Source organism: Mesorhizobium amorphae (assembly GCF_014843845.1).
GTDB classification, from domain to species: Bacteria; Pseudomonadota; Alphaproteobacteria; order Rhizobiales; family Rhizobiaceae; genus Mesorhizobium; species Mesorhizobium amorphae_A.
Genome location: NZ_JHQS01000014.1, coordinates 24,357 through 37,908 on the forward strand (window position 1 = coordinate 24,357; position 13,552 = coordinate 37,908).

Genomic DNA, 13,552 nt, shown 5'->3' on the forward strand with positions numbered 1-13,552 from the left:
CCCCCTCAGCGCCACGCGAATGCCAGGCGGACCGCGTCGCTCACCAGCCCCCAACGCGAGCGCGCCTTGATGAAGGCGGCCGTGGTCGCCTTTTCCTTCTCGATCTTCGGCGTGCCGTCGACACGCATGAAGTTCTGCGCGGCTTGCGACATCAACCGGGGATACGTCGTGAAGAAATTGCAGGAATTGGTGTGGAGCAGGGCCGGCATGTCTTTGTATTTCCTCAAGTCTTTGACCACGAAAGACTTGTCCAGCATGGCTTTGTAGAGAGCGAGGTTGCGTTTGGTCATAGGACCGTTGCGGTTCTTGACCTTGACGATTGCCTCAGCCGCGATGCGGCCGGAGGTCATGGCGAGGTTCGAACCCTCGCGGTGAACGGCGTTGTTCAGTTGCGCGGCATCGCCGACCACGACCCAACCATCGCCGAAGAGCTGCGGAATCGCCTTGTAGCCGCCTTCGGGAATGAGATGCGCGGCATATTCTTTCACCTCCGCGCCAGCGATCAGCGGCCGGATCGAAGGATGGTTTTTTAATGCATCGAGCAGGACATAAGGGCTCTCCATCATTGCGGCGAAATCGGAGACGAGGCAACCGATGCCCAGTGAGATCGACTCCTTGTTGGTGTAGAGGAAGCCGAGCCCGGCCATGCCGCGGGAGGTGGTGCCCACCGCCTCGATCACGCAGCCTTCGTCGCCCTTGAGGCCGAACCGCTGCTCAATGACCTCTTCGGGCAGGAAATGCATTTCCTTGACGGCGAGCGCCACGGTTTGCGGCTTCGGAATCTCGCGCAGGCCGGCCCGCGTGCCAAGCAGTCCGGACACACCTTCTGCGAGCACGACCACGTCCGCGAAGATCGCTCCGCCGGCCCGGTCTGTGCGGACGCCGACCACCCTGCCCTTGGCATCACGGACGAGTTCCGTCACGGTCGTCTCGCATAGAACCGTCGCCCCGGCCTCGCGCGCCTTGCGCGAAAACCATTTGTCGAACTGGGCACGGATGATCGTATAACGGTTGGGCTTCGCCTCATTGAAGTCGTCCGACCGATAGTGAATCCCGGTGTGGGACGTATCGTCCATCACCCAAAGCCGCTGTTCAACCAAATGCCGCTCGAGAGGCGCATCATCCCGGAAATCCGGGATGATCTCCTCCAGCATGTTCGCGTACATGATGGCACCCTGGACATTCTTGGAGCCCGGATATTCACCGCGCTCCAACTGCAGCACATTCAGGCCTTGGCTTGCCATGGTGTAAGCAGCTGCGTTCCCGGACATGCCGGCTCCGATGACAATGGCGTCGAATTTTTCCTCGATCATGTCCATCTCCCTTAGCTCGCAAGTTTATCGCGATTGTGCGGCGACAGCCGCCGGGTGAAGGCTTCCGTCAGTGCGGGCAGGAAGCGGATCGCATCGGTGACGATCCCGAGGTGGGCGAAATCGAAAATCGGCGCGTTCGGGTCGGCGTTGATGGCCACGATGAGATCGGCCCCCTCGACGCCAACCCGGTGCTGGATCGCACCGGAAATCCCCGCCGCTATGTAAAGCTTCGGCCGGATGGTCTTGCCAGTTTGGCCGATCTGCCGATCAGCCGACATCCAGCCCTTCTGGACCATCGGGCGAGAACAGCCATATTCGGCGCCGAGCGCTCGCGCGAGGTTCTTCACAAGCTGCAAGTTTTCCGCCGCCCCAAGACCGAGACCTCCCGCGACCACGACGTTGGCATAGGCGAGATTGGCCGTTGCCGACTGGCTATCCGGCAGGAAACCGAGGACTTTGGTGACGATCTCGTCCTCGGTTATCGACAGCTTGTGCTGGATGACACGCCCGACCGGCTTATCCGCCCGCTGCGGCATGGGCATGACCCTCGGTCGCACTGTAGCCATCTGCGGCCGATAGTTGAGCGTATAGATCGTGCATAACAAGGAACCGCCGAAAGTCGGACGGGTCGCGGCGAGCGAACCGTCGGTATCCACATCGAGTTCGGTGCAGTCGGCCGTGAGCCCTGTCTGCAAAGTCGTCGCCACGGAGCCAGCAAGATCCCTGCCGAGTGTGGTCGCACCGAGAAGAAGGATCTCGGGTTTGTGGGTAGCGACCAGATCCGTCATCGCCTTAGTGTAAGGCTCGTTCCGATAGTCGGCGAGCAGTGGCGCCTCGACGATGTAGACAAGGTCGGCGCCATAAGCGAAGGCTTCGGCAATGGCGTTCCCGATGGCCTCTCCAGGCGGGCCGAGCACGACGCCAGCAAGCTGGACCTCAAGCTTGTCGGCCAGCTTGCGGCCTTCGCCGAGCAGCTCGAATGATACCGAATGGACCTGGCCGCGTTCGAGTTCTATGAACACCCAGACGTGCCGGTAGTCCTTGAAATGGTCGGGCAGTTCCTTCTTTATGCCGGCACGGCCGGCGGCAGGGCGAGGGGTTTCTCGGTTCACGGTCGACATTATCTGCTCCTGGTCCTCATGCGCCGCTGTTGAAGGCGAGCTCATGTTCCAGCGCCGGCTGGCGGGTGAAGATGGCGGCGATGACTTCGTCAGCAATGTCGCGCAATGTCTTCTCCGCGGTGTCGATTTGCACCGCCTTTTCCGCCCGCGCAGCAGGAGCGAAAACGCGCTTGACGACCGTCGGCGAGCCGCGCAGGCCGCATCTGGTGAGGTCCTCAATCCCGGCGTCGGCCGCACTCCACTTCAAGACGTTGCTGCGCGCGGCGCACAGGGCGTCCTCGATCGAGCCCCGGCGGATCTCGTTTGTGCCTTCCAGCATGGTGATGAGGCAAGGTAGCCTGCTCTGCAGCATCTGCGTGCCGCCTTCGGAGCGGCGCTCGACCTTGATCTCGCGAGCAGCGAGATCAATAGAGGCAATCTTCGCGACATAGGTGAGTTGCAAGAGATCAAGGCGCTTGGCTATGCCGGGCCCGACCTGGGCGGTGTCGCCATCGATCGTCTGCTTCCCGGTGAAGACAATGTCTGCCGCGCCGAATGTCTCGCCAACCTTCGCGATTGCCTGAGAAAGAGCGAAGGAAGTCGCCAGCGTGTCGGAGCCGGCAAAATAGCGGTCGGTCAAGAGCACCGCGCGGTCGGCGCCGTAACCGAGCGCCTTGCGCAGCGCGTCCTCTGCCATGGGCGGACCCATAGTGAGCACGGTGACCTCGCCGCCATAGGTGTCGCGCAATCTGAGTGCTTCTTCGAGTGCGAACAGGTCGTAAGGGTTGATGATGGTCGGCACACCCTGGCGCATGATCGTGTTCGTCACCGGATGGACCCGTATCTGTGCCGAGTCCGGCACCTGCTTGATGCAGATTACGATGTGCATTGGCGGTTTCTCCAGGCTCCCATCCGGATGCGGGCTTGGCGGTTCATCTTCTTGGTTGCATCATTCGTGCCAACTGTTTTGCGTGCCCCTATTCCTAGAAATTCGGTTGGTTGCATCTGAGGGCGCCGTCGTGATGACCGGATTTGTCGGCTTCTCGACATTGTCGCGTCGCAACCGTGTCGCGCTCATTCCTTTCCGAACCGCTTCAGGACGGAGTCGAACGGGACGAAGTTGCGGTCCGTCGTGGCAGGTTTGTTCGGATCGTGGTCTTTGAGCACCTTGAAGACCCGGTGCGTGAGCGGCGAGGAAATCGCGAAGTCCTCGTAGGCGCGTTCCAGCGTGGCGCGCACCCGCGCGGCGATTACCTGGTCGGGCAGACCGGAGAAATCTTCTTCGGCAAGGTATTGGCCCACGCGCTTCATAATATGGAGTCGTGAGACATTCAGCACCTTCGGGTCATAGGAGACGCCAAGGACTGCGAAGAATTCCTCCGCAGCCGACAGGCCCTTCAGTCGTGCGAGGATGTCAGTGACGTCGATGGGGCGGCTGTCAGCGGAACAATTCATTGCATTCTCCCTGGTCGGAAAACTGTGCTGTCGGTGCGTTCGTCGGAGGGCTGACCTGCGCGCAATCCGCGGTTGGCGGAATGAAATGGGCTGAACCAGCCAGGCATGCCTCGCTGATCATTTTATCGTAGAGCTCGGCCAATTGAGTTGCAGTGACGGTCGATTTGGTCTCGGCCGCCTTGCGGCGGGCGCGGGCCACCATAGCGGCTGCCAGATCCGGGTCGAGATCGCGGCCGCTTTCGCTCAGCACATGGGCAATTGCCGTGGCGCCGGAATGCTTGCCGATGACGATACGCCGGCAGCGGCCCACGAGAGCCGGATCGAGCCCCTGATAGCTGCGCGAGTCCTTCAGCAGCCCTGCGACGTGAACGCCGGATTCGTGGGTGAAAACATCGGCGCCGACGACCGGCTTGATAGCTGCTGTCGGCCGGCGGGCGGCCCGCGCCACATGGGCCGCGAGGTCGGACAATGCGCTCAGATCGATGCCGGTATCTGCGCCGTCGAGGACGGTCATCGCGGTGGCTACTTCTTCCAGCGCGGCATTGCCGGCGCGCTCGCCGAGCCCGAGGACGGTGACTGAGGCATGGCGCGCACCGGCGCGGATGGCGGCCAGCGTGTTGGCGGTAGCAAGGCCGAGATCGTTGTGGCCATGAAATTCGATGTCGATGGGAGACTGCGCCGCGACCCGGGCGACAATTTCAAAGGTCGAAAAGGGATCGAGAACGCCGACCGTGTCAGCCAGCCTGACGCGGCTTGCGCCCGCGCGCGCGGCCGTCTCGATGACGCGCGCGAGATGATCCCGATCGGCGCGCGAGGCATCCTCGCAGCCCACGGCAACGAAAAGGCCGCGGGCGGCTGTGCAGCCGACCATATGCTCGATGATCTGGAGCGCTGCCGTCTGATCGAGGCCGAGCTTGGCGGCGAGTTGGATGTCCGACGCAGGTAGCGACAGATTGACGGCTGTGACGCCGCTCTCGATTGCCGCCTCGAGATCCTGCGATCTCATCCGGCACCAGGCGGTGAGCCGAACCGGCAGACGCCTCGCGACCACGGCGCGAATTGTTTCGATCTCGTCGCCGCCCATGGCCGGGGTGCCGATCTCGATCTCTGGGACGCCGGCTGCGGCAAGAGACTCTGCGAGCTCCAGCTTTTCCGCAGTGGTAAAGGCGACGCCGGGTGCCTGCTCGCCATCGCGCAACGTCGTATCGTTGAGAAAGACCCGACGGTTCATGAGCGACTACCGGTTCTTCCGGCGCCCGGGCATAGATTCGATTGAAGGTCTTCGGTACTTGGCGTGCCGGGCCCAGAATTGCGAACGTCACGCAGCCTCTCCACGATTGCGGGCATGACCTCGAGCACCCGGTCGACATCCTCTTCGCCGTTGTCGCGCGCAAAGGAAAAGCGGACCACCCCATGTGGCATTTTCATCGCCCTCAAGACATGGCTCGGCTCAAGGCAGCCGGAGCTACAGGCTGAGCCGGCCGAACAGGCGATGCCCACGCGGCTGAGGAGAGTTGGGATTGCATCGCCTTGGATATATTCGAAGGCGATGTTTGCGGTGTTCGGCAACCTCTCCAGCGGATCGCCAGTGACGAAGGTGTTCGGGATGCGCTGGAGAACCCCGTTCTCAAGGCGGTCGCGGAGCCACTTTACCCGTGTGGTCTCGTCGTTCATGAACTTCGAGGCGAGTTCTGCCGCCATGCCGAGCCCGACTATGCCGGGCGTGTTCTCGGTGCCGGCACGCCGGTCGTACTCTTGGTGCCCCCCCTTGATCAGCGAGCAGAAGCGCACGCCACGCTTTACATAAAGTGCTCCGATCCCTTTCGGGCCATGCAGCTTGTGGCCGGAGAGCGACAGCATGTCGATTGCGGTCGATTTTAGGTCCATCGGAAGCTTGCCAACCGCCTGCACGGCATCGGTATGGAAAAGGGCGCCAACTTCCTTGGCCAACTCGGCAAGCTGGGCCACGGGGAAGATCGTACCGGTCTCGTTGTTCGCCCACATGATTGAGACGATTGCCACATGTGGGGTGAGGGCAGCCCTGTAGGCGTCGAGGTCGAGCCGGCCATGGCGATCCACTGGAATTCTGTGCACCTTGACGCCGCGCGTCTTCTCAAGATGCGCGCAGAGCGCCAGCACGGCCGGGTGCTCGACGGCGGAAGTCACGATCTCTGTTCGATTAGGCATGTCCTCGAGCGCCGAAAGAATCGCTGCATTGTCGCTTTCCGTCCCGCCCGAGGTGAAGGTGATCTCATCGTCGAATTCCGCGCCGATCAGCGCTTGCAACTGCTGTCGCGCCTTTCTCACCGCTGCACCAACTGAGGCGCCAAAACCGTGCGTCGACGAAGGGTTGCCGAACTGATCCGTAAAGAACGGCAACATCGCTTGAACGACCTCCGGATCGACCCGTGTCGTCGCGTTGTTGTCAAGATAGACAGTCCTCATGCGTGCGAATCCTCAGTTGGCCGGACGATGCGAAGCGCCAGGCCAGTCGCATTGAGCCTCCGGCGCATGCCGTTGCTGGTGACGCAGGCGCCCTGCCAGACGCCGACGGTTTCACGTAGACCCGGTCGCCGCCGACATTCACAATGCCCGCGCCAGCGTCTTCGATCAGTCAAATTTGCTGCAGCGTCGCCGCGGCTGAAGGTCTGGAACTCTACTTTGAACGTTTCCGTCACCGGATCGGTGCTGATCATTTTAAGCGCATTGCCGCAGGCGATCGCGCCGACCGCACAGACTGCATTGGCCGTTTCCAGAACGCCGGCATTCTTCGGCGTGAAGGAGTATTCCTTGACCTTATCGCTATAGGCCAACATCGCCTTCTCGATATCTGGGGCGCTCAACTGAAGGACTTGCCGCAGTCGCACTTTCCCCGCGCGTTGGGGTTGTCGAAGACAAAGCCGGAGGATTCGAGTCTGGTGACGAAATCGACGGTCGTGCCGGCGACATGGGGTTGAGAGCCTGCATCCACGAACAGTTTGACCCCGTCCGTCTCGATGATCGCGTCGCCCTCGCGCGAGACGTTCTCCAGGCCCATTATGTATTTGAAGCCGGCGCAGCCGCCGGCCTGGACCATGATGCGAAAGCCTTGCGCCGGCTCGCTGGCGCGGGAAAGAGCGGTCTTGACGGCGGCAACGGCGTCGTCGGTGAGCGTAATCATGGTTCGATTTCCCCATTCGGTTACGGTTTGCGGATCACCCCGCATGGACCGTGCCAATGGAAAAAAACCGTTTCAAAACAGCGCGATCTCTCTAACACTGCGATGAATCTTTGTGCGCCATTGTTGGGAAGACGTCGGGCAGCCGACACCTACTGTCGGGTTTGTCGAGTCCGCGACATGGGACTGCTCGGCCTGAGTTCCTGCTCCACTCTGACGTAAACCGTTGAATAGCATGCAGAAGATTTTTCTGAGCTTGCTTCGGCGCAATTGGCACGACTTTTGAAGCTCCCTTTGGCGAGGCGGCAACAACCCCCGCCGGCCGATAATCGTCTCGTGGGCTTCTCCTCGCGAGGGATGGAACGAAGGAAGGAAAGCAACATGTCAGATCTGGGTCAGTTCCGCTTTCTATGGCAAAGCAGTACTGCCCGCGCAATCCGATTGCCCCATCGGCCGATTGGCGTCGACACCCACAATCGCTCACCACCCCCTGGTGGCCATTAACCGACTTGAGATGGGATTCGACCGGCATTTGCCGGTCAGTGTCATTGCGTTTCGCCGTCAAGCAGCACGTCCGGTTTCAAGGGGAGCCCGACGGCGATGCGCACACTCTCCAGCAACACCCCGTTCCTCGGTGAGCACGCGATCGGGGGTCGAACATTACGGCGCTCTGTCGGCGGAAGATCAACAGGCAGGGCAGCGGATCTTCAACAGGCGGGCGGATCAGTGACGCGCAAGTATGCAGACAGAAGGCAGGCAGGTGGATGACATGGACCAGCGCGTGAAACGCTCGCCGGCCGAAATCCGGCGGGCGCAGGAAGACATGCCGAATATTCGCGAGCGCGATCTCGCCGCCCAGTTGGGCATTTCGGAAGCGGAACTGGTTGCGGCGCATTGCGGTTTTGGCGCGGTGCGCATCGAGCCCCGCGTCAACGATCTGCTGACCGGCCTCGGAGCGGTCGGTGAGGTGATGGCGCTGACCCGCAATGAAAGCGCTGTGCACGAGAAGATCGGCGTCTACGACAAGGTGGTCACCGGCAACCAGCATGCGATGGTGCTCGGCGATGACATCCACCTGCGTATCTTCCCGGAAGTGTGGGCTTATGGCTTCGCTGTCGACAAGCGCGATGGCGGCAACATCCGCCGCAGCCTGCAGTTCTTCGATGCCACCGGCGAGGCGGTGCACAGGGTGCATCTCAGGCCCGCCTCAAACCTCGATGCTTACCAGAAGCTGGTGACGGAACTCGAATCCTCAAACCAGGAGCCGATCGTATCGGCTCAGGCGAGCGGAGCCGACGATGACGCAGAGGTTCCGGACCAAGCCGCCACGGTCGAGGACCTGCGCGAGCACTGGAGCCGGCTGACGGACGTGCATCAGTTCTTCGGCATGTTGAAGACGCTGGAGCTCAGCCGCTGCCAGGCGATGCGCATGGTCGGCCAGGATTACGCCTGGCTGCTCGACAACGATGCCGTTGGCGCCATGTTCGAACACGCGGCCGATGGCGAGATGCCGATCATGTGCTTTGTCGGCAATCGTGGCTGCATCCAGATCCATTCCGGCCCAATCAAGTCGATCAAGCCGATCGGGTCCAGGATCAATGTCCTCGACGAGACCTTCCACCTGCATCTCAGGACCCACCACATCCTCGAGGTCTGGGCCGTGCGCAAGCCGACCAGGGACGGTCACATCACGTCACTCGAAGCCTATGGTGCCGACGGCAAGATGATCATCCAGTTCTTCGGCACGCGCCAGGAAGGCCAACGCGAGCGCGGCGACTGGCGCTTCCTGGTCGAGAATCTGCCGCGCATTCCTAACCCGTCCGCCGCGTGAGGTAAGACCAATGCGTATTGCTTTTCATTTCCGCTCGGTGCTCGCCCCGATGCTCGGCGTTCTGCTGGCCGCCCCTTCGCCCGCCGAGGCCAATGAGGGCGGGGCTGTTTTTCCCGATCCGTCACGGATCGCTGGATCGGCGGCTCCATCGCCGAGATCGTCTACGCTTGGCGAGGAAAGTCATCTCATCGCTCGCAATTCGACGAGCTACTATCCGAAAGCCGCGCTGAAGGTGACCGATGTCACCGCGCTGAAGGTGACCGATGTCGCCTACATGCGTCAGCTGTCGGCGGAGGGTGTTCTGTCGGTCAACAGCGGCGCGAAGGAAGCGGCCGATCTGTTGGCGAAATCGAACGGGCCCTTCATCGAGCTGCCGGGGGACCACCGCCATAAAGGCATCCTTGAAAGATCCGCGTCGGAGGAAGGCAAAAGCGCCTCACACGGATCAGGACGGGATCGACTTGGATCAAGTGTGGCTTTCGCCAGCGATACAAGGCCGCAAGGCTAGGTCTATGCTTCGCTCAAGCAGCGCCCCCAAAGTACTGACCTTGCTTGTGATCTGTACAAGGGTCCGGAGGCGCCACGGAGACGTCAAAGGCTACCCATCCGGCGATGGTGCTGTCGCCAGATCAAGAGCTGTTCTCACAGACAGGTCAAAGTGCGAACAGAGGATGACGAAAAGGAGACTTTCATGACTGAAGCAACACTCGTTACAGGCAGCGGTGACGTGTCAAGCATCGCGGCTGTCCATCAATCGCCATCAATTGACGACAAACCCGCCACAGGTGCTCCGCACGGATACGCCCAAGAGGACGGGTTCATCCAAGACGCCTTGCGTCGAACCGCAGTCGCGGAACGATTCGATCTTTCTTTTGTGCTCGCGAGGTACCGGAGACAGTACGGCTTCTCACAAGCCGTTGCAGAGGACCATCGGCGCGAACTTGTCCGTTTCTTGGCACTCTGCGCGACCGCCCGACAGTATGGCCGCTCATACGGGATGATGGGCGCAGTCGATGAGCTATGGCACATGTTCGTCATCTTCACTAGAGACTACGCTCGATTTTGCGAAGAGGTGGCGGGCAGGTTCCTGCACCATATTCCGGAACCCGATGGCGTAGCTAAGCAGGGTACCATCGACCGGTACCTCGCTTTCCTGCAGGACTACAGAACGGTCTACGGGGAAGAGCCGCCCCCACCGTATTGGCCCAAGCCGAAGCGCTCACCCCACAACACAGATGCTTCCTGCGACGGCTGCAACGGCTGCAACGCAGGATGCTTTAGCTGAAGCAACACTTTTCAGAAGGAGCGCGTCGAATTGCTCGGCCCCAGATTGGCCGAGCCATTCGGCCGAATACTCAGCTGAGAACGAGGGGCACGGCCATGCATATTCTGATGTTCGGAAAGATGCCTCCTATCCAGGGGGGTGTTTCCAAGGCAACTTGGGTAGCGGCAACCGATCTTGTGACCGCCGGCCACACGGTAACCTTCATCTCGAACGCCAACAGCATGGGCTACGGATTCCGGCAAATGGGATCGGCATCCCGCATAGAGGCGACGGTTGCTGGCTTCGCGGGAAAGCTTGAGATTCGGCAGCTTGAGGCGGTGCCAAGGCTCTCTTACATTCCATGGGCACCGCCGTACCTTAGCCAACTTTTGGGAAACGCCATCGCAGCCGCAAAGTCGCGTACGCCCGACTTGGTGATTGGATGGTATCTTGAACCCTATGGCGTTGCGGCTTCGATCTTTGGTCGATTGGTCGACACGCCGGTCATATTGCGGCATGCCGGGAGCGACCTGGGTCGATTGAGGAAAGTTGCCGATCTAGGGCCACTCTATGACCACTGCTTAGCGTCGGCAAGCCGTGTAGTGGCGAGCAAAAAGCAGGATGCGGTGCAGATTGTCTTGAATGCGGGCGTCAGACGAGAAAGCCTGGTCCAAGCTCGCGGCAGGAGGCTTGATGATTCCTTCTTGGAGCCTACTCGATTTGACTTTGAGGCACTTGTCGAAGAGGCGGAGGCTTTCTTCAGCAACTACGGTTTCGAACGCGACTTCCTGAAGATGTTGACCTATTGGAATAGGGAAGGGTTGAGGTGCTCAGATCCGATTGTCGGCAGTTACGGGAAAATCGGCATAGCGAAAGGAACCTACAGCCTAATTGATGCGCTGGAACTCCTCGCGGATCGAAACCTCCCGGTCGCCTATCGCGCGCTGTGGAGTGCCGCGCCTGATCGCTTTGCTCATGCATTCAACCACCTTGCGTCAAAGAAACGGCTGCGGGGTCGAACGATCATTCTGCCACCGCTTCCTCCGTGGGACGTTCCGGCTTTCATAAGGTCCTGCTCGGTGATCACGTTCCTGGAAAACAATTTTCCAATCGCGTTTCATGGGCCTCAGATTCCGCGTGAGGTGCTGGCATGTGGTACACCGCTGATATTGAGCGGTGAGATTTGTTCGAAGGTGTCTTTCGCCGCCGAGCTGGCGGATCGGACAAACGTCCTGCGCGCCGAAGACCCCAACAATGTGGCCGAGTTGGCGTCGGTCTTAGAGCTGGCAATTACAGATCGCGAAATGCGAGCGAGCCTCTCACATCACGGAAAGACTCTTTCGCGCACAATAGAATCGACCGCCCTTCCGCATGATCCACTGATTGATGTGATAAGATCCATGTAATTCTCATTACACACTATCCAAACATACCTGACGCAGACGTTGATGTGCCTTCGACTGCAGTTTGTGCATGGACCGCGTCAGAGATGCATCTCGATGTTCTTGCTTCCCTTCCTGGAGCGACGAATCTGCGATTTGCCTCCAGTGTCGAGCGGATAGCCCGAGGACAAGGATGGAGCGCCCGAGCTTTTTGAAGGCCTCGCATTTAAGAACCTTTTATTCCGGCCGATGGACGGGCCTGAACGCGAGCCGAATACCGCCGCCGCCGTCGCCTTGCCCACCCACGCTGGAACACCGGCTTTCACATTCGAGGCAGCGTAATGTTTTCGCGGGTACCCGAAACCCATCGCTGCCGTCGGGCGCACGGCCACTCATACCGTGTGGAACTTTGTCTAGTGGTGTGGGTCGTTTTCTAAAGTGTCATGGTGGGAGCGGGCATCCCTTTGCGATGAGCTTGGCTCATTCCAGGTGAAGTCGGTGACGGCGCGAAGGCTGAGGATGAGCATCGAGCGTGCTTTCCACCGTCATCGGCATGACATCACGTTCTGCGATGGTTGCTGAAGCGGCCTTCTCACGAAATTGAGCCGTTCAAAAAATTCGAGGGATTTGATGAACGCCACCACATTCAGCAGCCCCGTTTTCGTGAAGGACGGGAATTGCATTGTGCGAGAAATTGTCAGCATCGATGGCGCCATTGATTTTCTCGAAGAATGGCCCGAAAGCCGTCGAGATTTGATCCACAAGACTGCACTCAAAGCGTGCTACGATGCGCACGATGGCTACAAGCCGGTCAGCGTGGTCCGTCAGGCGTTCATCAGCTTCGCCAAGCGGGCTTGCATACTGGAAGACCCGGCTGCTGTAATGCCTTGGATCTCACCCTCTAAATCGGGCAGTGAATCGGAAGCGGTATAGGCTCATTCGATCAGCGGTGCCGCACCAGGTCGAAAATCCGCGAAACAGGGCAACCGCGGCGGGCAGACTGTCCCGATCTATATCCGACGCCGGCAAACTTGGCCGAGAGGCGTTTTTTGGCGCCGGGAGTTGGGTGGAGGAAAAGGGTCGCGTGAAGGAAGTGCACGGCGTTGCCGATTGGCATCAAATAGGCATCTATGCCGGATGCAGTGCCCGCTCGACACCGTTCGCGCTTGGGCCACCCAGGGCGACCAAGGCCGAAGTCGAGGAACTCATTGGAAAGCAACCTAAGCTACTCGTCGTCTCCGCCTTTCACCGCGATGAGACCTGCGACCTTCAGCCTGTCTTTGGACTAGCCGAGCAGCAGACCGAGGATCGAGCCAATAAGGACGGCGAAGGGCTAGCTGCTAGCTGGACATGCTGGCGTCGTTGCTGGGTCGCGTGATGCCAACCCTTCCAGGCGTGTAAGGGGCCGACCACACTCTTCGTCGGTGGCTACGTGTCGGACATGCAGTGACCGGCTGACCGGTTACGCGCTAGTCATTGGCAAAAACATCTTCTCCTCCTTGGCAGCCGCCTCGAATGCCTTACGGGCTTCTTGCGTAGGCATCTCACCCTCAAGAGCGGCCATACAAACGCGCACCGCGTAATCCCACCTAGGCCCCTTGTTGCTCCACTTTAGAAGCTGCTCGGCGGCACCCTCGACGTGGCTGACCCCAAACCGAACTCCGGGGCGGTGGGTCCTAACGTAGACGGGAGGGTTGAACCAATGGAGAGCCATGAGGCTACTCTCGGCTGTCAAAGGCAACGAACAGGCCGCGGACGGTTGCCTCCGTCACGACAACCTCGGTTAGTTCTTCGTCGCTTTCCAGCAGATATGGTGCAGCATCGCGAGCTTCTTTCATTGTAGCTTTGATCGATACAATGTCCCCATGATCCGCCCGGTCGAGAAGTAAGGCAACCACCTGCACTGCCGTGGAAATTAGGCCGACTTTACGGATGACGCTCATGCTGCCCTCGTACCCAAAGATAACGAAATTCGATATTGCGCGTCCCCCGACAAGACATCAATGGATGATTGAAACCGTGCGAAACCGGTCAAGGTGACAGCCCACAA

General features: G+C 60.1%; 15 protein-coding genes and 1 pseudogene. 6 read left to right on the forward strand and 10 right to left on the reverse strand.

Annotation, left to right across the window (positions count from 1 at the left end; all coding sequences use genetic code 11):
- Positions 1 to 5: 5 nt before the first annotated feature.
- The 8 genes from DH08_RS07365 to DH08_RS07400 form a co-directional block, all read right to left on the reverse strand.
- Positions 6 to 1,313, reverse strand: a complete 1,308-nt coding sequence (locus tag DH08_RS07365) for an FAD-dependent oxidoreductase (RefSeq protein WP_192178689.1) — start codon at positions 1,311 to 1,313, stop codon at positions 6 to 8.
- Between the two features lie 11 nt (positions 1,314 to 1,324).
- On the reverse strand, positions 1,325 to 2,434 hold the full coding sequence (locus DH08_RS07370; protein WP_192178690.1) for an electron transfer flavoprotein subunit alpha/FixB family protein: 1,110 nt from the start codon (positions 2,432 to 2,434) through the stop codon (positions 1,325 to 1,327).
- Positions 2,435 to 2,450: 16 nt separating this feature from the next.
- The gene (locus DH08_RS07375) at positions 2,451 to 3,302 is read right to left on the reverse strand and encodes an electron transfer flavoprotein subunit beta/FixA family protein (RefSeq protein ID WP_192178691.1); all 852 of its coding nucleotides are present in this window, start codon (positions 3,300 to 3,302) and stop codon (positions 2,451 to 2,453) included.
- Positions 3,303 to 3,487: 185 nt separating this feature from the next.
- Positions 3,488 to 3,868 carry a nitrogenase stabilizing/protective protein NifW gene (gene nifW, locus DH08_RS07380; RefSeq protein WP_192178692.1) on the reverse strand — a complete coding sequence of 127 codons (381 nt, stop codon included), beginning with the start codon at positions 3,866 to 3,868 and terminating at the stop codon, positions 3,488 to 3,490.
- Complete coding sequence (gene nifV, locus DH08_RS07385) at positions 3,852 to 5,099, reverse strand: homocitrate synthase (RefSeq protein WP_192178693.1); 1,248 nt, start codon at positions 5,097 to 5,099, stop codon at positions 3,852 to 3,854. Before nifV ends, nifW begins: the two co-directional genes overlap by 17 nt.
- Positions 5,096 to 6,313, reverse strand: coding sequence for a cysteine desulfurase NifS (gene nifS, locus DH08_RS07390; RefSeq protein WP_192178694.1), 1,218 nt, complete (start codon positions 6,311 to 6,313; stop codon positions 5,096 to 5,098). Before nifS ends, nifV begins: the two co-directional genes overlap by 4 nt.
- Positions 6,310 to 6,684, reverse strand: coding sequence for an iron-sulfur cluster assembly scaffold protein (locus DH08_RS07395; RefSeq protein ID WP_192178695.1), 375 nt, complete (start codon positions 6,682 to 6,684; stop codon positions 6,310 to 6,312). The genes nifS and DH08_RS07395 overlap by 4 nt, the downstream gene beginning before the upstream one ends.
- 23 nt (positions 6,685 to 6,707) lie before the next feature.
- On the reverse strand, positions 6,708 to 7,028 hold the full coding sequence (locus DH08_RS07400; protein ID WP_192178696.1) for a HesB/IscA family protein: 321 nt from the start codon (positions 7,026 to 7,028) through the stop codon (positions 6,708 to 6,710).
- 766 nt (positions 7,029 to 7,794) lie between these two features.
- On the opposite strand from DH08_RS07400, the gene DH08_RS07405 reads away from it, so the two are divergent.
- From DH08_RS07405 to DH08_RS07425, 6 genes and pseudogenes are all read left to right on the forward strand, one after another.
- Positions 7,795 to 8,856 carry a hemin-degrading factor gene (locus DH08_RS07405; protein ID WP_192178697.1) on the forward strand — a complete coding sequence of 354 codons (1,062 nt, stop codon included), beginning with the start codon at positions 7,795 to 7,797 and terminating at the stop codon, positions 8,854 to 8,856.
- Positions 8,857 to 8,866: 10 nt separating this feature from the next.
- On the forward strand, positions 8,867 to 9,364 hold the full coding sequence (locus tag DH08_RS07410) for a TroA family protein (protein ID WP_192178698.1): 498 nt from the start codon (positions 8,867 to 8,869) through the stop codon (positions 9,362 to 9,364).
- 183 nt (positions 9,365 to 9,547) lie between these two features.
- A complete protein-coding gene (locus tag DH08_RS07415) occupies positions 9,548 to 10,141 on the forward strand; it encodes a glycine-rich domain-containing protein (RefSeq protein WP_192178699.1) in 594 nt (197 codons plus the stop codon).
- 95 nt (positions 10,142 to 10,236) lie between these two features.
- Positions 10,237 to 11,526 (forward strand): glycosyltransferase family protein, encoded by a 1,290-nt coding sequence (locus DH08_RS07420; RefSeq protein ID WP_192178700.1) that lies wholly within the window; start codon positions 10,237 to 10,239, stop codon positions 11,524 to 11,526.
- Between the two features lie 270 nt (positions 11,527 to 11,796).
- A pseudogene (locus DH08_RS37340) lies at positions 11,797 to 11,918 on the forward strand (6-carboxytetrahydropterin synthase); the annotation flags it as partial.
- 214 nt (positions 11,919 to 12,132) lie between these two features.
- On the forward strand, positions 12,133 to 12,435 hold the full coding sequence (locus DH08_RS07425; protein WP_192178701.1) for a DUF982 domain-containing protein: 303 nt from the start codon (positions 12,133 to 12,135) through the stop codon (positions 12,433 to 12,435).
- 529 nt (positions 12,436 to 12,964) lie between these two features.
- On the opposite strand, the gene DH08_RS07430 is transcribed toward DH08_RS07425, so the two are convergent.
- Positions 12,965 to 13,216, reverse strand: a complete 252-nt coding sequence (locus DH08_RS07430) for a DUF982 domain-containing protein (RefSeq protein WP_192178702.1) — start codon at positions 13,214 to 13,216, stop codon at positions 12,965 to 12,967.
- 4 nt (positions 13,217 to 13,220) lie between these two features.
- Positions 13,221 to 13,445 (reverse strand): hypothetical protein, encoded by a 225-nt coding sequence (locus tag DH08_RS07435; RefSeq protein ID WP_192178703.1) that lies wholly within the window; start codon positions 13,443 to 13,445, stop codon positions 13,221 to 13,223.
- Positions 13,446 to 13,552 lie beyond the last annotated feature (107 nt).

Bases quoted from the DNA above. Each gene is read 5' to 3' on its own strand.
- DH08_RS07395 (WP_192178695.1), bottom strand. From the start codon at position 6,684: ATGTTGGCCTATAGCGATAAGGTCAAGGAATACTCCTTCACGCCGAAG.
- DH08_RS07400 (WP_192178696.1), bottom strand. From the start codon at position 7,028: ATGATTACGCTCACCGACGACGCCGTTGCCGCCGTCAAGACCGCTCTT.
- DH08_RS07435 (WP_192178703.1), bottom strand. From the start codon at position 13,445: ATGAGCGTCATCCGTAAAGTCGGCCTAATTTCCACGGCAGTGCAGGTG.
- DH08_RS07415 (WP_192178699.1), top strand. From the start codon at position 9,548: ATGACTGAAGCAACACTCGTTACAGGCAGCGGTGACGTGTCAAGCATC.
- DH08_RS07375 (WP_192178691.1), bottom strand. From the start codon at position 3,302: ATGCACATCGTAATCTGCATCAAGCAGGTGCCGGACTCGGCACAGATA.
- nifW (WP_192178692.1), bottom strand. From the start codon at position 3,868: ATGAATTGTTCCGCTGACAGCCGCCCCATCGACGTCACTGACATCCTC.
- DH08_RS07365 (WP_192178689.1), bottom strand. From the start codon at position 1,313: ATGATCGAGGAAAAATTCGACGCCATTGTCATCGGAGCCGGCATGTCC.
- nifS (WP_192178694.1), bottom strand. From the start codon at position 6,313: ATGAGGACTGTCTATCTTGACAACAACGCGACGACACGGGTCGATCCG.
- nifV (WP_192178693.1), bottom strand. From the start codon at position 5,099: ATGAACCGTCGGGTCTTTCTCAACGATACGACGTTGCGCGATGGCGAG.
- DH08_RS07370 (WP_192178690.1), bottom strand. From the start codon at position 2,434: ATGTCGACCGTGAACCGAGAAACCCCTCGCCCTGCCGCCGGCCGTGCC.
- DH08_RS07405 (WP_192178697.1), top strand. From the start codon at position 7,795: ATGGACCAGCGCGTGAAACGCTCGCCGGCCGAAATCCGGCGGGCGCAG.
- DH08_RS07425 (WP_192178701.1), top strand. From the start codon at position 12,133: ATGAACGCCACCACATTCAGCAGCCCCGTTTTCGTGAAGGACGGGAAT.
- DH08_RS07410 (WP_192178698.1), top strand. From the start codon at position 8,867: ATGCGTATTGCTTTTCATTTCCGCTCGGTGCTCGCCCCGATGCTCGGC.
- DH08_RS07430 (WP_192178702.1), bottom strand. From the start codon at position 13,216: ATGGCTCTCCATTGGTTCAACCCTCCCGTCTACGTTAGGACCCACCGC.
- DH08_RS07420 (WP_192178700.1), top strand. From the start codon at position 10,237: ATGCATATTCTGATGTTCGGAAAGATGCCTCCTATCCAGGGGGGTGTT.